This is a genomic window from Pseudohaliea sp., from assembly GCF_054552115.1.
The window spans coordinates 60,188-78,600 of record NZ_JBTOLW010000004.1; the positions used below are offsets into that span (position 1 = coordinate 60,188).

16 protein-coding genes are annotated in these 18,413 nt (G+C 68.6%); 10 read left to right on the plus strand and 6 right to left on the minus strand.

Annotated elements, in window-relative coordinates; translation table 11 throughout:
- Positions 1-18: 18 nt before the first annotated feature.
- The 4 genes from ACX93N_RS03475 to doeB2 are packed head-to-tail and all read right to left on the minus strand — an operon-like array spanning position 19 to position 5,168.
- Positions 19-1,392: an NAD-dependent succinate-semialdehyde dehydrogenase gene (locus ACX93N_RS03475; RefSeq protein ID WP_459427000.1), complete on the minus strand. Its 1,374-nt coding sequence runs from the start codon at positions 1,390-1,392 to the stop codon at positions 19-21.
- Entirely contained in the window at positions 1,376-2,644 is a 1,269-nt protein-coding gene (gene doeA / locus ACX93N_RS03480) for an ectoine hydrolase (protein ID WP_459427001.1), read from the minus strand. Before doeA ends, ACX93N_RS03475 begins: the two co-directional genes overlap by 17 nt.
- Positions 2,641-3,945 (minus strand): diaminobutyrate--2-oxoglutarate transaminase, encoded by a 1,305-nt coding sequence (locus ACX93N_RS03485; RefSeq protein WP_459427002.1) that lies wholly within the window; start codon positions 3,943-3,945, stop codon positions 2,641-2,643. The genes doeA and ACX93N_RS03485 overlap by 4 nt, the downstream gene beginning before the upstream one ends.
- Positions 3,942-5,168, minus strand: coding sequence for a N(2)-acetyl-L-2,4-diaminobutanoate deacetylase DoeB2 (gene doeB2 / locus ACX93N_RS03490; RefSeq protein WP_459427003.1), 1,227 nt, complete (start codon positions 5,166-5,168; stop codon positions 3,942-3,944). Before doeB2 ends, ACX93N_RS03485 begins: the two co-directional genes overlap by 4 nt.
- Positions 5,169-5,416: 248 nt before the next feature.
- On the opposite strand from doeB2, the gene ACX93N_RS03495 reads away from it, so the two are divergent.
- From ACX93N_RS03495 to ACX93N_RS03515, 5 genes are all read left to right on the plus strand, one after another.
- Positions 5,417-6,643: an acyl-CoA dehydrogenase family protein gene (locus tag ACX93N_RS03495; RefSeq protein WP_459427004.1), complete on the plus strand. Its 1,227-nt coding sequence runs from the start codon at positions 5,417-5,419 to the stop codon at positions 6,641-6,643.
- Positions 6,644-6,706: 63 nt separating this feature from the next.
- Entirely contained in the window at positions 6,707-7,477 is a 771-nt protein-coding gene (locus ACX93N_RS03500; protein WP_459427005.1) for a crotonase/enoyl-CoA hydratase family protein, read from the plus strand.
- A gap of 10 nt (positions 7,478-7,487) precedes the next feature.
- Complete coding sequence (locus ACX93N_RS03505) at positions 7,488-8,720, plus strand: acetyl-CoA C-acetyltransferase (RefSeq protein ID WP_459427080.1); 1,233 nt, start codon at positions 7,488-7,490, stop codon at positions 8,718-8,720.
- 27 nt (positions 8,721-8,747) lie between these two features.
- The gene (locus ACX93N_RS03510; RefSeq protein WP_459427006.1) at positions 8,748-9,347 is read left to right on the plus strand and encodes a hypothetical protein; all 600 of its coding nucleotides are present in this window, start codon (positions 8,748-8,750) and stop codon (positions 9,345-9,347) included.
- Between the two features lies 1 nt (position 9,348).
- On the plus strand, positions 9,349-10,290 hold the full coding sequence (locus tag ACX93N_RS03515; protein WP_459427007.1) for a D-2-hydroxyacid dehydrogenase: 942 nt from the start codon (positions 9,349-9,351) through the stop codon (positions 10,288-10,290).
- 6 nt (positions 10,291-10,296) lie between these two features.
- On the opposite strand, the gene ACX93N_RS03520 is transcribed toward ACX93N_RS03515, so the two are convergent.
- Entirely contained in the window at positions 10,297-12,906 is a 2,610-nt protein-coding gene (locus ACX93N_RS03520; protein WP_459427008.1) for a TonB-dependent receptor, read from the minus strand.
- A gap of 159 nt (positions 12,907-13,065) precedes the next feature.
- Positions 13,066-14,973, minus strand: coding sequence for a phytase (locus ACX93N_RS03525; RefSeq protein ID WP_459427009.1), 1,908 nt, complete (start codon positions 14,971-14,973; stop codon positions 13,066-13,068).
- Between the two features lie 518 nt (positions 14,974-15,491).
- On the opposite strand from ACX93N_RS03525, the gene ACX93N_RS03530 reads away from it, so the two are divergent.
- The 5 genes from ACX93N_RS03530 to ACX93N_RS03550 are packed head-to-tail and all read left to right on the plus strand — an operon-like array spanning position 15,492 to position 18,360.
- Positions 15,492-16,040: a hypothetical protein gene (locus ACX93N_RS03530; RefSeq protein ID WP_459427010.1), complete on the plus strand. Its 549-nt coding sequence runs from the start codon at positions 15,492-15,494 to the stop codon at positions 16,038-16,040.
- 53 nt (positions 16,041-16,093) lie between these two features.
- Entirely contained in the window at positions 16,094-17,059 is a 966-nt protein-coding gene (locus tag ACX93N_RS03535; RefSeq protein ID WP_459427011.1) for a glucokinase, read from the plus strand.
- 50 nt (positions 17,060-17,109) lie between these two features.
- On the plus strand, positions 17,110-17,349 hold the full coding sequence (locus tag ACX93N_RS03540; protein ID WP_459427012.1) for a YgaP family membrane protein: 240 nt from the start codon (positions 17,110-17,112) through the stop codon (positions 17,347-17,349).
- Positions 17,349-17,732, plus strand: coding sequence for a thiol-disulfide oxidoreductase DCC family protein (locus ACX93N_RS03545; RefSeq protein ID WP_459427013.1), 384 nt, complete (start codon positions 17,349-17,351; stop codon positions 17,730-17,732). The genes ACX93N_RS03540 and ACX93N_RS03545 overlap by 1 nt, the downstream gene beginning before the upstream one ends.
- Positions 17,713-18,360 (plus strand): flavin reductase family protein, encoded by a 648-nt coding sequence (locus ACX93N_RS03550; RefSeq protein ID WP_459427014.1) that lies wholly within the window; start codon positions 17,713-17,715, stop codon positions 18,358-18,360. The genes ACX93N_RS03545 and ACX93N_RS03550 overlap by 20 nt, the downstream gene beginning before the upstream one ends.
- Positions 18,361-18,413: the final 53 nt, after the last annotated feature.

Here is an 18,413-nt window from a genome sequence, read left to right on the forward strand (position 1 = left end):
CCTCCGGGGATGCCGGGGTCAGCCCGCCTGTTTCGGCCCCACCCAGACCTGCTGCGCATTGACGAAGGCGTGGATGCCGTGCGGTCCGAGCTCGCGCCCGTAACCGGAGCGCTTGACGCCGCCACTGGGCAGCCGCGGGTCGGTTTTCACGATGCCGTTGACGGCGACCTGCCCCGTGTCGAGGCTGGCGGCGATGGCCTCGGCGCGGCCGGTCTCCCCCCAGACCGAGGCGGCGAGGCCATAGCGGGTGTCGTTGGCCATGGCGATCGCCTCCTCTGCATCCGCGGCACGCAGGAGGGCCATGACCGGGCCGAAGGTCTCCTCGCGGGCCGCGGTCATCGCCTGGGTCACTTCCGTGAGCAAGGTGACCGGGTAGAAAAAGCCCTCGCCCGACGGCATTTCCCCGCCGAGGCGGCAGCGCGCGCCCGCAGCGATGGTCTCCTGCACCTGCCGGTGCAGGTTGTCGCGCAGGTCCTCGCGGGCGATGGGGCCGACATCGGTGCTTTCCTCGCGCGGGTCGCCGACGGTGAGGGCGGCGAGGCGCTCTTCGAGCAGCGCGGCGAGTTCGTCGTGGATCGCGTCCTCGACGATGATGCGCTTCGCTGCGATGCAGCTCTGCCCCGCGTTGATGATGCGCGACAGCGTGATCACGTCCGCCGCCGCCTCGAGCTCCGCACCGGCGAGCACGATGCACGGGTCCGAGCCGCCCAGTTCGAGCACCGCCGGCTTGATCTCGGCGGCGGCGAGGGCGGCCACCGCGGCACCGCCGCGATCGGAGCCGGTGAAGGAAACGGCCCGCACCCGGTCGTCCCGGATGACGTCCGCCACCGCCGCATGGTCCATGGGCAGGTCCTGGAACAGGCCCGCGGGCGCGCCGGCCTGCTCGAAGAGCGCCCCGATGGCGGCGGCGGAGGAAGGCACGTGGGCATCGTGCTTCATGAGGCAGGTATTGCCGGCCATGAGCGCCGGCGCCGCAAAGCGGAAGGCGAGCCAGAAGGGCGCATTCCAGGGCAGGACGCCAAGCACGGTGCCGATGGGCAGGTGCTGCACGTAGCTGCGGGTGGCGTCGGAGGGCAGGGTCAGCGGTTCGAGGTAGGCCTCGGCATGCTCCGCGTAGTGTTCCGCCGCCCAGGCCGCCTTCTCCACCTCGCCGCGGGCTTCGCGGATGGGCTTGCCCATTTCCTCGGTCATGAGCGATGCCAGCCCCTCGACATCGTCGCGCATGTGCCTGGCCACCGCCCGAAGCACGTCGCCGCGCTCGGCGAAGCTGGCGCGGCGCCAGTCCTGGAAGCACGCATGGCTCGCCGCGAGCGCCGCTTCCACCTGCGCCGCATCCGCGTAGGGTACCTCCCGGAGCAGGCGGCCGGTGGTCGGGTCAATCACTCTCTGCATGGGTGGCTCCTTTGTCCTCGCCGTTGGCTTTCACGGCGGACACCGGTGCGGCCTCCGCCGCCTTTCTGCCGCCGGCGGACTTGCCGCTGGCGGGCTTGACCACGAAATCCCGATCGAGACCGAAGAAACTCTCGCAGCCGTCGGCCGTCACATGAATCGTGTCGGAGATACCGACCGTCTTGTCCCCCTCCACGCCCCACATCCAGGGCAGGATGTGGAAGGTCATGCCTTCCTTCAGGACCCGCGAGTCGCCCTGCTTCAGGCTGATGATGTAGCCCTCGTCCCAGGAGGGCGGGAAGGCGATGCCAATGGAGTAGCCCGAGCGCGTGATGAGGCTCGCGCCGACCATGTTGTCGGTGATGATGTTGCGCACCAGGTTGTCCACGTCCGAGACGGTGAGGCCGGGCTGTACCTGCTCGTGCACCTCGTCGAGGGCGAACTTCATGCGTTCCTGCGCCTGCGCCATCGCGCCCGTGAGCTCGCCGCAGATCACGGTGCGCATCATCGCCGTGTGGTAGCGCCGGTAGCAGCCGCCGACCTCCATGAACACGTGCTCGCCGGGCTGCACCGTGCGCCCTTCCCAGGTGGCGTGGCCGATCATCGACCGCGGCCCGGAGACCACATAAGGCATGACCGCCGGGGGCTCGCCGCCGGCGCGAAACATCGCCGAGGAAATGGCGGCACCGATCTCGTTCTCGGTTACACCGGCCTCGCAGGCCTCGAAGCCCGCCCGCATGCCGGCCTCCGTGGCCTTCGCCGCCCGGCGCATGATCTCGAGTTCCGCCGGCGATTTGCATACCCGGCCCTCCTCGACGATACCGAAGCAGTCGATCAGGCGGCCGTCGCGGAAGGTCGTGTGGATCGCGTCCTGGTGGTAGGCCGGGAAGAAATAGCTGTTGCGTTCATAGCCCACGGTCTTGTCGCTGAGGCCGAACTCCCGCAGCGCCTCCACCAGCATCTGGATCGCGTCCCCCGTATCCGGGTAGGGCCGGGTCTTCTCCACCCAGGTGCGGGCGTGGATGTTCGACTCCTCCAGATGCCGGGTGATCATGAAGGGCTCGTCGTCCAGGGGGACGACCAGCGCCTGGAAAAAGGAGTACCCGGTCGTCTGGTAGTCCGTCAGGTACATGAGGTTTTCCGGGTCCGTGATCACTACCGCGTCGAGGAGCCGGGCCGCCATGCGCTCGCGCAGCTCGCGCAGCCGGCGCTCGTACTCCTCGAAGGGAAAGGTCATGTCATCGCGCTGTCTCATCGCTCCTCCAGAACGGCCTCCAGGTTGCGCAGCAGGGTGTCGAGACCCTCGTCGAGGTCTTCGTCGGGAATCGTGAGCGGCGGGATCAGCTTGAAGGTCGAGCCAAGGGTGCCGCTGGCGCCGATGAGCAGACCGTCCTGGAAGCAGCGCGCGCAGACCTCCTTGGTAATGGCGCCGTCGCCGACATCGAGAGCCTGCATCATGCCCTTGCCGCGCACCTGCATCGGGTGGTCCCTGCCATCGGCAAAGGCCTGCAGCCGCTCGGCCATGCGCTGCCCCTTGGCGGCGACCTCCTTCATGAGCACGTCGTCGTCGAAGTAGGCGAGCGCCTCGCGGCCGGCGACAAAGGACAGGCCCTGCCCGCGGAAGGTCCCCGTGTGTTCCCCCGGCTGCCAGTGATCGTCGTGCTCGGGCTTGACCAGGTTCATGGCCAGGGGCGTGCCGAAGCCGCCGATTCCCTTGGCCAGCGTGATGATGTCCGGGTCGAGCCCCATGCCGTCAAAGCTGAAGTAGGACCCGGTGCGGCCACAGCCGGCCTGGATATCATCGACGATGAACAGGGCACCGACGTCCCGCGCGAGTTTCTCCACCGCGCGCAGCCATTCGGCGCTGGCCACGTGCACACCCCCCTCGGCCTGGATCGCTTCGACCAGGAACGCGGCCGGCGGCTCGAGGCCGGAGGAGGAATTCTCCAGCTGGCCGCGCAGGGCGTCCAGGGAGGCCATGCCACAGCCCTTGTTGCAGCCGAGGCAGACTTTCTCGCAGCCAAAGGGCTGCCGCAGCACGTGCTCCAGGGGGACGCCGGCCGCATTGCGGAAATAGCTGTTCGCCGTGGCGGCGAGGGAGCCCAGGGTCATGCCGTGGAAGCCCGAGGTGTAGGCCACCACGGACCGGCGCCCCGTGACCCGGCGCGCGAGCTTGAGCGCTGTTTCGACGGCGTTGGTGCCCGTGGGCCCCATGAACGTCATGCGATGGTTCATGTCCCGGGGCTTGAGGATCGTAGCGACGAAGGCCTCAAGGAAGTCGCGCTTGGCCGTGGTGTGCATGTCGAGGCTGTGGGCGACACCGTCGGCCTCGATGTAGTCGATGATCGCCTTCTTCATGCGCGGATTGTTGTGGCCGAAGTTGAGCACGCCGGCACCGGCAAAGAAATCGATGTAGGACTTGCCGGCCTCATCGACCTGGCGCGCGTTGGACGCGGACTTGAAGACCGTGGGGTAGAGACGGCAATAGCCGCGCAGCTCGGATTCCCACTGTTGAAAGACGTCGACTCCCTCGGGAGCGTTCATGGCTGTATTCATTGCCTTTCCTCTGTCGTTTCTGTCGTTGAGTCGTCGGGTAGCGGGTGCGGCCGGGCAGCGGCCGGCAGGGGCGCCCCCGCAAGGCGCGCGTAAACCCGCGCCATGGGGGCGATCAATGCATCATTGAAGTCATAGCGGGCGCTGTGGCACGGCACCTGGTGACGGGTTTCGTCACCGCCCGCGCCGACGAGCGCGAACGCCCCCGGGCGCTCCCGGAGGTAGTAGCTGAAGTCCTCGGAGGCCATGATCGGCAGGCGCGTCTCCCCATCGAGCACGGCCGGCCCGAACTCCGCCGCCAGGGCACCGCGGTAGCAGGCCGCCTCCTCCGCGTGGTTCACCGTGGGGCCATAGCGCGGGAACAGCTCCACCTCGCAGTCCACGCCGTAACCGGCGGCGGTGCCCGTAGCGATCTCGGTCATCAGGTCGCCGAGGCGGCTGCGGTCGCGGTCGTCGGCGATGCGGAAGCTGCCCTCGATCACCGCGTCATCCGGGATAACGGTCGGGTTGCTGCGCGCATCGATGGACGTGACGCTGAGCACCGTCGCCGCCTGTGCCGGCAGGCGCCGGCTGACGATCTGCTGCAGCGCCTGTACCACCGCGGCGGCCGCCAGCACCGGGTCGCGGCAGAGTTCCGGCTGGCTTGCGTGACCACCCGCACCGCGCAGGGTCAGGCGATAGGTGCCGTTGCCCGCCATCACCACCCCGTCCGGGCAGACGGCGCGGCCGAAGGGAATGGCCGGCCAGTTGTGCCAGCCGAAGACGGCATCGACCCCTTCCAGGGCGCCGTCGGCAATCATCCGCGCGGCGCCGTGCCCGCCCTCCTCTGCCGGCTGGAACAGGAGCGTTACCGGTCCCGGCAGGCGGTCCTCCACCGTGGCGAGCCAGGCGGCGGCGGCGTAGAGCGTGGCCGTGTGGCCATCGTGCCCGCAGGCGTGCATGCAGCCCTCGCGCCGCGAGCGCCAGGGCAGCTCAGTCTGTTCGTGGATCGGCAGGGCGTCGAGGTCGGCGCGCAGGGCGAGATGGCGGCCGCCGGCAGCGGGCGCGAGGGTCGCCACGGTCCCCGTGTCGGCACAGGGCCGCCAGCGCAGGCCGAGTTCGTCCAGGCCGGCCCGCACCCGCGCGGCCGTGTCGTGCTCCGCCCAGGTGAGCTCCGGCTCGGCGTGCAGCGCCCGCCGCAGATCGATGGCGCGCGCCACGGCGCCGTCCCAGGCAGCCGCACTCATGGCGCACCCCGCAGGGCCCGGCCCACGAGCCGACAGATCCTGTGAGGGGCGATCAGCATGCCCCTACCCTAGGGGTCCCTGCGCGGCACTGCAAGTGTTGCATCGGGTCGGCACGGGGCGGCGCCCGCAGCATCCGGCCGTGGCCTTGGCGGGCCGCAGGCGCTAAGGTATGCGCTCCGCAAGCATCACCGCCCCGGAAGAAGTCACAAGTTAAGAAGTCACAAGAAAGAAGTTACAAGGAAGTCTCCATGTTCGAGTTCAGCGAGCAGTCCCGTGACCTGCAGGTGCGCCTGCAGGCCTTCATGGATGAACACATCTACCCCAACGAGCACACCTTCGCGGAGCAGCTGGCCGGCGCGGAGAACCGCTTCGCCCCGGTCCCCATCGTCGAGGAGTTGAAGGAGAAAGCCCGCGAGGCCGGGCTCTGGAACCTCTTCATTCCGCCTTCCCTCGCGACGTTCTGCGACCACGGTGGCATCAGCAACTTCGACTATGCGCCACTGGCGGAAATCATGGGCCGCGTGCTCTGGTCGCCGGAGGTGTTCAACTGCAATGCCCCGGACACCGGCAACATGGAAGTGCTGATGAAGTACGGCACCGAGGCCCAGCAGGAGCGCTGGCTGCGGCCGCTGCTCGACGGCGAGATCCGCTCCGCCTACGCCATGACCGAGCCGCAGGTCGCCTCCTCCGACGCCACCAATGTTCAGCTCTCCATTGTTCGCGACGGCGACGAGTGGGTCCTGAACGGGCGCAAGTGGTTCATCACCGGGGCGATGTACGAGCGCACCGGTATCTTCATCGTCATGGGCAAGTCGGACCCGGACAACCCCAACCGCCACCAGCAGCAGTCCCAGGTCCTGGTTCCCCGCGGTACCCCGGGGCTGGAGGTGCTGCGCCCGCTCACTACCCTCGGCTACGACGACGCGCCCCACGGCCACGCCGAGCTGCGCTTCAACGACGTGCGCGTGCCGCTGGAGAACATGCTCCTCGGCGAGGGGCGCGGCTTCGAGATCGCCCAGGGCCGCCTTGGCCCGGGGCGCATGCACCACTGCATGCGCCTCGTGGGCGCGGCCCAGCGCTCCCTCGAGCTCGCCTGCCGGCGCGTGACCCGGCGCGAGACCTTCGGCCGGCCCCTGGCCAAGCACCAGTCCATCCGCGAGGGCATCGCGCAGAGCTTCGCCGAGATCGAGATGATGCGCATGCTGGTCCTCAAGGCCTGCAAGCGCATGGACGAGGTCGGCGCCCAGGCGGCCCGCGACATGATCGCCGCGGCCAAGATCGCGGTGCCGCTGATGGCGCAGGACGTGATCGACCGCTGCATGCAGGTACACGGCGCCGGTGGTCTTACGGAGGATTACATGATGGCCGAGGCCTTCAGCTATGCCCGCTGGTGCCGCCAGGCGGATGGCCCCGACGAGGTGCACATGATGGCGCTCGGCAAGCAGGTGATCGAGCGCTACAGCCATGAAGACTGAATGAGCAACAGCAAGGCGAACTGTTCACACCCCCAGCTACCTGAAGATAAAAGGAGAAACCTCGTGAGCGAAGAAGCAGAAGTCCTGACAGAAGTCCGTGAAGGCGTCCTGATCATCACCCTGAACCGCCCGAAGGCGAAGAACGCCGTCAACAAGGCGACCGCCGAGGCCGTGAGCGCGGCCCTCGATCAGCTCGAGAGCGACGACAACCTGCGCGTCGGCATCATCACCGGCGCCGGCGGCACGTTCTGCTCCGGCATGGACCTCAAGGCCTTTGTCACCGGCGAGATGCCGATGGTCGAGGGTCACGGTTTCGCCGGACTGGTCGAACGGCAGCTGAGCAAGCCGCTGATCGCGGCCGTCGAGGGCTATGCCCTGGCCGGCGGTTTCGAGGTCGCCATCAGCTGTGATCTCATCGTCGCCGCCGAGGACAGCAAGTTCGGCATCCCGGAGGTGAAGCGGGGGCTTGCCGCCGCCGCGGGAGGCCTGGTCAAGCTGCCGAAGCAGGTACCGCCCCGGCTGGCCATGGAGCTCGCCCTCACCGGCGACTTCATCGGCGCCGAGCGCGCCGCCGCCATCGGGCTGATCAACAGCGTGGTGGCACCGGGCAAGGCCCTCGAGGCCGCCATCGCCCTCGCGTCGAAAATCGCGGCCAACGGGCCCCTCGCCGTCGCCCGCAGCAAGCAGGTCATCGCCGCCGCGCAGGACTGGAGCAGCGAGGAGATGTTCGACCGGCAGAACGCGCTGCTCAAGGACGTACTCTCTAGCGAGGACGCCATCGAGGGTGCCACGGCCTTTGCCGAGAAGCGCGCCCCCGTGTGGAAAGGCAAGTGAGGGCATGACCATGAATGAAGCCTGGATCATCGACGCCTGCCGCACCCCCCGGGGCATCGGCAAGAAAGGCAAGGGGGCCCTCGCCCACCTGCACCCGCAGCACCTCGGCGCGACCGTGCTCGCCGCCCTCGCCGGGCGCACCGGCATCGACACCGCCGAGGTGGACGATGTGATCTTCGGCACCAGCACCCAGCGTGGCCAGCAGGGCGGCGACCTCGCCCGCATGGCTGCGCTGGACGCGGGCTACGACGTGCGCTCGTCGGGCGTGACCCTGGATCGCTTCTGCGGCTCCGGCATCACCAGCGTGAACTTCGCCGCCGCCTCGATCATGAGCGGCATGGAGGATCTCGTCGTCGCCGGCGGCTGCGAGATGATGTCGACCTTCGGCTCGGACCCGACCCAGTCGCCCTTCATCGACAGCGACAACCTGCGGCTGCGGGCGAAGCATCCGCAGCCGCACCAGGGGCTCTGCGCCGACACGATCGCCACCCTCGAGGGCATCGACCGCGAAGCGCTGGACCGGCTCGCGCTCACGTCGCAGCAGCGGGCCGCCCGTGCCGTCGAGGAGGGGCGCTTCGAGCGCAGCCTGGTACCCGTGCACAACCCGGACGGGAGCCTGGCGCTGGACCACGAGGAATTCCCGCGGCCCGACACCACGCTGGAAAGCCTCGCCGGACTGAAGCCGGCCTTCGAGGCGCTGGCGGACTACCCGCTGAACGATGAGGGCACCACCTTCCGCAGCCTGGTCCTTGCGGCCTACCCGGACCTCGCCATCAACCACGTGCACCACGCCGGCAACTCCTCGGGCGTCGTCGATGGCGCCGCTGCGCTGCTCCTGGCCTCCCCCGACTACGCGAAAGCCCACGGCCTCAAGCCCCGGGCCCGGGTCCGGGCCATGGCCAACGTCGGCGACTCGCCGGTGCTGATGCTGAACGCACCGGTACCGGCGGCGAAAAAAGTGCTCGAGAAGGCCGGCATGACCCTGGCCGACATCGATCTCTTCGAGATCAACGAGGCCTTCGCCGTGGTCGCCGAGAAGTTCATCCGCGACCTGGAGCTCGACCGGGAGCGGGTCAACGTGAACGGCGGCGCCATGGCCCTGGGGCACCCGATCGGCGCCACCGGCTCCATCCTGATCGGCACGCTCCTCGACGAGCTCGAGCGCCAGGACAAGCAGGTGGGCCTCGTGACCATGTGCGCCGCGGGCGGCATGGCCCCGGCGGTCATCATCGAGCGCGTATAGGCCATGGACCGTGAGCGGGACGAAGGCATGGACGCATCACCCGGACCGGCGCAGCCCGCGCCCTCGCCCTCGCCCCCCGGTCGGCCGTGGCACCGCCACTTCGAGACCGTCGGCTCGGTCATGGCCATCGTCGTCGGCCTGGCCGCGCTGTACATGAGCTGGGACCAGGGCCGGGTGATGCGCGCCGAGGTCGCGGCCTCCGTGTGGCCGGCGCTGCAGGTCGACGGCTTCGTCAACCGCGAGGCCGATGCCCTTCTCATCGGCGTCAAGGTGCAGAACGCGGGGGTCGGCCCGGCGCTGGTGCAGGGCATGACCCTGCGCCACAACGGCCGGCCCCTGGCGGACCTCGACGCCGTGGCCGCTGCCATGCCCGGGAGCGTGGAACAGCGCTCCGTGCAGACGCTGTCCGGGCGCATCCTTGCCGCCGGCGACAGTGTCGCTCCCTTCGTTTTCGCAATCCCGGCCGCCGATGGGCTCGACGCCGTGGAACTGCTGGAAGAGCTCGCCGCCCAGTGGGAGATCGGCGTCTGTTACTGCTCCAGCCTCGGCGACTGCTGGGAGACGAACGTGGATGCGTCCGTGCCCCGGCGGGTAGACCAGTGCCCGGCCGCCAGCGGACGCTTCTGACGTGACGGGCGGCAACGACGACACGCTGCTCGTCCTCGCCCCGGACGCGGCGGGGCTCGCAGCGCACCTGGAGGGCCGCCTGCACGATGGCCTGGAAGTGATCGCCTGCAGGGACAGCAACGAGGCACGCGACCGCGGCACCGGTGCCACCCTTGCCCTCGCGAATCCGGACCTCCTCGCCGGGGTGCTGGACGACCTGCCGCGGCTGCGCTGGGCCCAGTCCACCTGGGCCGGCGTGCGCCCGCTCGTCGACCATCCGCGGCGGGACTACACGCTCACCGGCGTTCGCGGCATCTTCGGCCAGGCCATGAGCGAGTGGCTCCTGGGCTGGCTCCTCGCGATCGAGCGCGGCATTCTGCGGCGCGGCCGGGCCACCCGCTGGGACGCCACGCGGGATGGCACCGTCGCGGGAAAACGCCTCGGCATTCTCGGTACCGGGGCGATCGGGCAGGCCGTGGCGCGGGCTTCCGCGGCGCTGGGTATCGAGGCCCGCGGGCTGAATCGCAGCGGCCATCCGTCCGAGGGCTTCAGGGAGACATTTCCCCTCGACGCTGCGCAGCATTTCGCCGCCAGCTGCGATTACCTGCTGGCCCTGCTGCCGGATACTCCTGCCTCATCGAGGCTGGTCAACGGGAAACTGCTCGCCGCCCTGCCCCGCGGCGCCATCTTCCTGAACGGCGGCCGCGGCAGCACCGTCGACACCGATGCCGTCGTGGCCGCCCTGGGGACCGGTCAGCTGCGCGCCGCCGTGCTCGATGTCTTTCCCGAGGAGCCGCTCGCCGACGACGACCCGCTCTGGGCCGTCGACAACCTCTACATCACCTCGCACACCGCCGCCCCCACGGACCCGGGCGCCATCGTCGAGCTGTTTCTCGCCAACCTTGCCCGCTACCGCGCCGGCGAGCCCCTCGCCGACGTGGTCGACTTCAGCCGGGGCTACTGAGCGGGGTCAGAAAGTCCACTGCAGGCCGACGCGGGCCGTCCAGGAGTATTCCTCGTACTGCAGCAGCCGGTCGCGGCCGGGGCCCTGCTGGTAGGCGATGTAGGGCTCGTCCGTCAGGTTGATGAACTGGCTGTAGAGCTTCAGCGAATCGCTGATATCGTAGTTCGCCGTCAGGTCCACCTGCAGGTGCTCGTCGACGTAGCGGTCCTCCTCCGGGTCGCCGCCGAGTTCGTCCAGGTACCTGTCGCGGTAGGCGGCCGTCAGGCGGATACTGAGGCGGTCCGTCTCGTAACCGAGGATGGCGTTGTAGGTATTCTCCGAGGAAGCCGGCAGGTCGATATCGCGCTCGCCGGTGTCGCCCTCGGCGTCCGTGTAGGTGTAGTTCAGGCCCAGCAGCAGGCCGTCAAAGGGCGCCGGCAGGAAACTGAACACCTGCTGGTAGTTCACCTCGAAGCCCAGGACCTGCGCGTCGTCGCCATTCTGGGGGATCACCGCCTCGGTGAACGGCACCCCGTTGAAAACGCCGTTGTAAGGCGGCGTGTCCTCATCGAAGACCGTGCTGAAGATGAAGTTCTCGATCTCCTTGTAGAAGACGCCGGCGGAGAGCACGCTCGCCTCGTCAAAGTACCACTCGACACTGCCATCGAAGTTGATCGCCTCGTAGGGATCGAGCGCGGGGTTGCCGAATTCACCCTCGCGGTCGCCGCCCGACTCCTCCACGGTGAAGATCGGCGCCAGCTGCTCCGGCCCGGGGCGCACGACGCTCGAGAAAAAGCCGGCGCGGAGCACAAGGTCATCGCGCGCATCGAAGCGCACGCTGAGGCTGGGCAGCCAGTTTGTGTAGCTGTTGTCATCCTGGGTGGGTGTGATGACGACGATGTCGTCCTCGAGGATCGCGCCCTGGTATTCGGTGCCCTCCTCGATGACCTCCGTGCGGTTGGCAGTCACGTCGTTTTCCGTGTGCTCCACGCGCAGACCGCCGATCACCGTCAATGCACCGGCGCGCCAGGTACCCATGAGGTAGCCGGCGGTGATGTCCTCGTCGACACTGAAGTCGCCGACGCTGGACTCGATGGCCGTATCGAGTTCGTTGAGCTCGAAGCGGCCGAGGTTCGCGTCGTTGAAAGCGCGCACCGCGCCCAGGTCCATGATCGGCGCCATGTTCTGCAGGCCGTAACTCTGGGTGCCGAGCACGTCGGCGATGGTGTAGTCGCCGTCGAAGTCCTCGAGGACGTCGATGGTGCCGTCGAACTCCTTGGTCCGGTCGCGGAGCTTGGCGCCGAACTTCACCTCGAGGTCGCCGCTGTCCAGCGTGAAGAAGCGCGTGGCGTCGAACTGCAGGGTGAGTTCCTCATCCTGCGACTTGGCGTCAACCACCTCGATCGCGTCCACCTCGTAGGTCGCCGGGTCGAAAAAGGCCCGACCGCCTTCGAAGACGCTGTAGCCCGGGAGATCATCGTCGCGATAGTCGAAGGCCAGGCCGAGAGCGCCCGGCTCCTCGAACCCGGCCACGAACAGCGTCGGATCCTGCGTGTCCTTCTCATGCTCTTCGGCGTACGCGTAGCTGGCGCTGTAGTCGAAGCTCCAGCGTTCGAGGCGCGTCTCGCCACCGATACTGAAGGTCTGGATCTCCTGGGCTTCGTAGCGGTCCTTCTGCTCCCGCTCCACCTCGATGGCGCCGTCCGCAGAGCGGAACACCGCGGAGTTCACGTCGCCGCCGCCGGGCGCTTCATCCAGCCCGATCACCAGGGCGCGCCGGGATTCGGTATCCTCGAAGAGGCTGTACATGGCGCGGGCGTAGAGCACGGTACTGTCGCTGGCCTGGTAATCAAAAGCCAGGGAGCCGCTGGTCCGCTCCCGGATCACATCGTAGTCCCGGTACTCGACGGTATCGGCATAGGCCACGCCATCCTCCGACACGTCCCAGCCGTCCGCCTCCACGTTATCCGTTGAGAACTCACGCTCCTGCCAGGAGAATCCGCCCGCCACGCCGAGCCGGTCGTTTATCGGAACGGTGAAGTCGACGACCGCCTTCGGCGAGTAGCGGTCGGCCAGGTCATTGTAGGACTGCTCGCCCTTGAGGGAGATGAACGGCTCCTCGACATCGAAGGCCCGCGTGGTCTTGATGTTGATGTTGGCGCCGATGGTGTCGGCATCCAGGTCCGGGGTCAGGGTCTTCACGACCTCGATGGACTCGACCAGTTCCGAGGCCACCACGTCCAGGGCCACGGCCCGGGTATCGGCCTCCGGCGACGGTACCCGCACGCCATTGACGGACGAGGAGTTCAGGCTCGGATCGAGGCCGCGAACCGCGATGAACCGACCCTCACCCTGGTCGTTGAGCACGTTGACGCCGGAGAGGCGTCGGACCGATTCGGCGACGTTCTGATCCGGGAAGTTGCCGATGGCGTCGCGGGTGATCACGCTCATGATGCGGTCGGACTCGCGCTGGCGCTCGATGGCGCCCTGCATCATCGCGCGCTGCCCGTAGACGTAGACTTCTTCCATGCGGTCCATGGCCTCACTGTCCGCGGCATCCTGCGCGAGTACCGGCAGGACGGAAGGTGAAAGCACGGCGGCCAGGGCGGCGGCGAGGGGGCGCTTGACGAAAGACATGCGGCAGTTCCTTTCCACGATAACTGCCCAGAGTCTTGGCCACGCGTGTTACCGCCTTATGACGACGGGCCCGCTTCGCCGGCAAATTCACGAAAGCTTCACGGTGCCGTCACCGGCCGGTCACGGCACCGTCACGAACCTGTCATGCACCGCAGGCGCCTATTCACCGGGAGCGAGCCCGAGCACGGCAGCTACCGCACGCCAGTCCACGAGCTTGAAATCCTGCGGGGCATCCGGCAGCCGGTTGCGGCCGTCCTGGAGGACGAGCAGGCCGGCCGGGTAGCCGGGCAGTGCTGCGCTGGTGACGTCCAGCCCATCGGTCTCGGAAACGCCGTCGATACCGCTGGCGAGGTCCGCGGTCACGCGAAAATCGCCAACCAGGGGATAACCCGGCTCGAGCGCGTAGACCGCAAAGCTGTTGCTGCCCTGGCTCGAAACGACCAGCCACGCCTGCGCACCGCGGCGATAGATGGCCATGCCCTCCACGTCCGGCACCAGCTGCTCGCCGGCCTCGATAACCAGCACCGGCGCCGCACCGTCCGGTTCCGCGCCGGCGACCCAGACGCCCGCGGACTCCTCGCCGAGATAGACCTGCGCAGTGACCGGGTCCGCCACGCAGCCCTCGGGCTGGCTCGGCAGGCGGAAGGCGCGCACGCGCTCGGCGGTCGGGCGCGCGAGCGTGCCGCCGAGGCGGTACTGCTCATAGCGGCCGTCAGTAGCATTAATAAAGACGTAAGCCGCGTCCTGCGCACCGTACATGCACAGTCCGTAGACATCGCTGAGCGCCGTGGGCACGTCGCCGAGATGACGGACGCTGCCCGCCTCGATGGCAAAGAGCGAGATGCTGTCACCGCTGCGGTTGCTGGCTGCCGCGAGCGCGGCGGAGCCATCGGCGAAGGCCACCGCGGGCAGGAGGTCCACGTTGTTGAGCCGACCCACCGCGAGGAACTGGCGCAGGGTGCCGTCGAGGCCGTAGACCGCAAGGCCCGCCCGCTTGTCCGTTCCCAGGATCAGGGGCTCGCCGGCACCCTCCGCCGGAACGTGGATCGCCGGGTCATCGGCGGCGTCACCGTAGCGGGCGACGGGGGCCGTCTCCGCGCTCGCGGTAATGGCGGGGGGATGCCGCTGCGCCGTGGCGGCCGCTGCCGGCGGAACGGAAATCCGGGTGCTTTGATGATCCGGGGCCGCCTCGTCGAAGAGCACGACGTCGACCGCATCCAGCGCGGGGGCGACGGCAAGGGCCGAAGGCTCGGCAAGGCCGGCCAGCGGCCACTGTGCCGGCGGTGCCGCGGCAGGCAGGTAATGCATCACAGCCGCGTCGCCGTCGAGGACCCAGAGGGCTCCGCGCTCGTCGACGGCAAGATCCGTGGCCTCCCCCGCGAGGCGGCCGGCCGGGCCACGGAGGAGTACCGGCTCCCGCTCGCGGTCGCCCTCCCAGGCCGCGTCGTAGCGCCATACCCCGACCGACTCCTCGGCGAGGTAGAGCCACTCCCGCGCGTCGTCCACGGCGCAGGCCTCCACCTCCGGCGCGCCGGGAAAGCGACGGAGGGGGCGGTCCACGAGCCCCCCCGAGGCGGCATCAAAGACTACGCGCTGCTCCACCTCGCCGCGGGCATCGACGATGAACAGGGAAACGTCACCGCCCTCCCGATGCCCGGCCAGGCACTGGGCGTCGGGGATGGCCGCTTCCGGCGTGATCGTCTGCTCCATCACGATACTACCGGTGGCGCGGTCGTAGGCGATGAGGCGAACGGTCCCCGCGTCCACGTCGATGGCGCTGACAAGCACGCTCCCGGCACCCTCTCTTCCCGGAAGCGGACGCGCGTCGAGGCTCTCGAAGCGGCCGGTGGCCAGCGGCTCGGGCTCGCCATCCACGAGGCGCACGAGCGCGCGGCCGGCGGCCACCAGCCACGTGCCCGCCCCGCCGGGCTCGGCGTGCAGTTCAGTAGCCCCGGCCGGCAGCGGGAGGGGCTCGAACGCCGGCGCCCCGGCAGCGAGCGCGCTGGCTTGGCCAAGGAAAAGAACGAGGCTGAGCGGCGCGAGCCGCAAACGTACCGCTGGGGACATGGCAGTTGCTCCGGGCTGAAGGAAAACCATGACTGCAGCACAGGAGAAAAAACGCCGCCACCGTGGCACTGTTACAAATTGAACGGGATCCCCGGTGCCCGGGCGAGCTGCGTACCGGGAAGGTCGCTTTCAGGCTATGACCGCGCCCTCGCGGTGGCGGCTCGCTCGCGTGGCCAGGCGAAGCGTGCAGGCCGATGTCTACCCTGATCGACAGCGGTCATGCAGCATGATCGGACTGACTGGCAGCTATCGGCTGTGATCTCAACCGGTCGAAAGCAGTCATTCGTCGGTCAGGTTGCGGCTGTCTGCCGGTCGCCGCATGACTGGAGAAAATCCGCGACTGCTCGCCAAAAATGCGCAGCTTACCGTGGCGGCCACGACGTGGTGTCGGCTCATGTAACGGGACAAGGTACTGCCACCGACCTGGTCACAAGAAAAACCACAGCATGAAAGCTCTCGGCACTGTCCTGGCATGCACTCTCCTTTCAATCCCGGCATCCGCCGTCGATCCCTCCCCCATGACCATGAGCATCACGCAGACAGACAGCACTCCACTACTGGATGGGCGGTGCCGTGCAAGTCAGTGGCAAGGTGCGGTCGGGATCAGCCTTCCGGCGGATGTGTCCTTACTGCTCATGCACGATGCTGACTCGATCTTCGTGTGCGCGAAGGGCAAGCCGGAAGACTTCACGACGCTTGATGTGTACCTTCGTGACGCCAGCACCGACTTGCTGTACAACTTGCATGTTTCGGCCCAGCTGGGTGAGCGCGTCATGGACGACGGCAACTGGAGCGAGATGACCTTCTGCAACCATCGAGCCTGGACTGCTTTCTGGGTGCCGTTCTCGGGTACTGAAGAGACTGATTGCTGCATCCGACCCCGGTTTCTGGAGGGCTCGCACAGAGAGGTGCGTGTGGTGCGGGGCCGATTCCCCGGTGAAGCCTTGAACATGATGTTCAGTGTCAGCGCTGTGCATCACGGCGAGAACGACCGGGCTGAACTACGTTACCCGAGGAACGCCCTGGATACCGATCCGGCCACCCGGGCAACGTTCACCCTTCATTAGCCCGGATCTTGCGCGAGGAGTGTCCAGGGGGCAGAAAAACGGCGGAGCCGTGTATGAGCGACAACCCGGCCAGCGGTGAGCTTTCGGTACTGGTAGCCGACATCGGCGGCAGCAACAGCCGCTTCGCGATCGCCACCCTTTCCGGGGGCTGGCCGCGGCTCAGCCATGGGGCAAGTTACGGCAACGCGGGTGTGCCGGACCTCGACACCCAACTTGCGCGCTACCTGGCGGAACGCCCCGGCCCCGTCCCTGCACGTGCCTGCCTGGCCGTGGCCGGTCCGGTGCACGGGCACCAGGCCCGGCTGACCAACCGCCCCTGGCAGATCGACCGGCAAACGCTGGCCGAGCACTTTGCCTTTGAGCATGTCACCCTGTTGAACGACTTCGCGGCGCTGGCACACGGGCTGGCCTTCCTGCCCGCCGGCGGCTGCAGCGTTCTGCAGGCCGGCGCACGCGACGCGAGCGGCCCCCTGGCCGTACTCGGGCCCGGTACGGGGCTCGGGGCGGCACAGGTCATTGCTCCCGGGGCGGGCCAGCAGGTGGTGCCAACGGAAGCCGGGCACGCCGACTTCGCGCCGGTCGATGCCCGTGACTGGGCCCTGCGGGAGGCGCTCGCTGCGGAGGCCGTACCCGTGACCGCAGAGACAGTCCTGTGCGGCGACGGTATCGGGCGGCTCTACCGTGAACTCGGCGGCGCGGCGCTGGCGACAGCCGCGGTCTGCGCGCGCGCTGACGACGATCCCCGTGCCGCGCAGGCCCTGGCCTGGTACCTCCGGCTGCTGGGCCGCTTCGCCGGCAGCCTGGCCGTCAGCCTCGGCGCTACCGGCGGCATTTACCTTGCCGGTGGCGTCCTGCCTCGGCTCGCCGGCCGCCTCCCGGGCAGCGACTTCCTCGCCGGCTTCAATGACCGGGGCCCCCTTGCGGCTTACGCAAGGAACATTCCCGTGCGCCTGGTTATCGACCCCGGGGCGGCCCTGGGCGGCGCGGCGATCGCCAGCTCGCTGGATACATCTGGCTGAGGCGCTGACGCGTAGGTTCCGGTGAATCCTCCAGCATGATGGTGGGGAATATGATCAACCGAAATCTCGGCACCCTGGAACGGACGCTGCGCCTGGTGGGCGCGGTCGTCCTGGCCGGCTGGGTGCTCTCCCGCGACAGCCACGGCCCGCTGAGTGCGCTTGCCGGCATCGCGGCCCTGGCACTCTTCGCCAACGCCATTTTTTCCCGTTGCTACCTCTGGGCGCTCCTGGGCATCAGCAGTTGCGACCCGGACGATGAGCACGGCGGCGCACCACCCCAGGGATCCTGATGACCGACATCCTCTACTACGACGGGCGATGCAGCCTCTGCGCCCGAGAAATCGCCCGGCTCGACGGGCTGCGCGGCGAGGGCCTGGCCCTTTGCGACATCCACACGCTGGACGCTGCGCCGGAGCCCGGCGGACCGGACCGCGACACGCTGCTTCGGACCCTGCACCTGCGCACCGCCGACGGGCGCTGGCTCACGGGTGCCGACGCCAACGTCGCCGCCTGGCGCCACACGCGCTACGGCTGGCTGTGGAGCTGGCTGCGCTGGCCGCTGCTGCGCCGCCTCGTGGACCCGGTCTACGAGCGCTGGGCGGCCTGGCGCTACCGGCGCCTCTACGGAGACGGCTGCGACGCCGGGAGCTGCCATGTTCCTGGAGAGCGCTGAGCTCGCGGCGCTCGAGCGCCGCTACCGGGCAGCCCTGGTCAACGGGATCACCGGCTACAAACCCGCCAACCTCATCGGCTCCGTGGACCGGGACGGCCAGAGCAACCTGGCCATCATGAGTTCACTGGTGCACCTCGGCTCCAACCCGCCCCTGCTGGCACTGATCATGCGCCCGGACAGCGTTCCGCGGCACACCCTGGACAACATCCTCGCCACGGGGTACTACACGGTGAACCACGTGGCCGGGGCCTTCGTCGAGCGCGCTCACCAGACCGCCGCCCGCTACCCGAGGGAAGTCTCGGAGTTTGCCGCCGTGGGGCTCGGAGAGTACTGGCGGGAGAGCTTTCCCGCCCCCTTCGTCGCGGAGGCCTCGATACGCATCGGCATGGCGCTGCGCGATCACCAGCCGCTCGCGGTCAACGGCACCCACCTGGTGATCGGCGAAGTGCTGAGCCTCGAACTGCCGGACGCCTGCGTCCACGATGACGGCAGCATTGACCTGGCGGTCGCCGACACGGTCGCGCTGGCCGGCCTCGACCGCTACTACCGCCCCCGGGACCCGAAGCGCCTGGCCTATGCCCGGCCCGATCAGCCGCCCCGGGTCATCGAGGCCCTCGCGGGCGACTGACGGGGACCGTTACCGCCGGCCTGGAATCTGCTAACGTCCACGGTCCACCCTCG

Coding starts and splice junctions, on each gene's coding strand:
- ACX93N_RS03550 (WP_459427014.1), top strand. CDS start 17,713: ATGTTCCTGGAGAGCGCTGAGCTCGCGGCGCTCGAGCGCCGCTACCGG.
- ACX93N_RS03495 (WP_459427004.1), top strand. CDS start 5,417: ATGTTCGAGTTCAGCGAGCAGTCCCGTGACCTGCAGGTGCGCCTGCAG.
- ACX93N_RS03510 (WP_459427006.1), top strand. CDS start 8,748: ATGGACGCATCACCCGGACCGGCGCAGCCCGCGCCCTCGCCCTCGCCC.
- ACX93N_RS03520 (WP_459427008.1), bottom strand. CDS start 12,906: ATGTCTTTCGTCAAGCGCCCCCTCGCCGCCGCCCTGGCCGCCGTGCTT.
- doeB2 (WP_459427003.1), bottom strand. CDS start 5,168: ATGAGTGCGGCTGCCTGGGACGGCGCCGTGGCGCGCGCCATCGATCTG.
- doeA (WP_459427001.1), bottom strand. CDS start 2,644: ATGAGACAGCGCGATGACATGACCTTTCCCTTCGAGGAGTACGAGCGC.
- ACX93N_RS03485 (WP_459427002.1), bottom strand. CDS start 3,945: ATGAATACAGCCATGAACGCTCCCGAGGGAGTCGACGTCTTTCAACAG.
- ACX93N_RS03475 (WP_459427000.1), bottom strand. CDS start 1,392: ATGCAGAGAGTGATTGACCCGACCACCGGCCGCCTGCTCCGGGAGGTA.
- ACX93N_RS03505 (WP_459427080.1), top strand. CDS start 7,488: ATGAATGAAGCCTGGATCATCGACGCCTGCCGCACCCCCCGGGGCATC.
- ACX93N_RS03530 (WP_459427010.1), top strand. CDS start 15,492: ATGACCATGAGCATCACGCAGACAGACAGCACTCCACTACTGGATGGG.
- ACX93N_RS03525 (WP_459427009.1), bottom strand. CDS start 14,973: ATGTCCCCAGCGGTACGTTTGCGGCTCGCGCCGCTCAGCCTCGTTCTT.
- ACX93N_RS03545 (WP_459427013.1), top strand. CDS start 17,349: ATGACCGACATCCTCTACTACGACGGGCGATGCAGCCTCTGCGCCCGA.
- ACX93N_RS03535 (WP_459427011.1), top strand. CDS start 16,094: ATGAGCGACAACCCGGCCAGCGGTGAGCTTTCGGTACTGGTAGCCGAC.
- ACX93N_RS03540 (WP_459427012.1), top strand. CDS start 17,110: ATGATCAACCGAAATCTCGGCACCCTGGAACGGACGCTGCGCCTGGTG.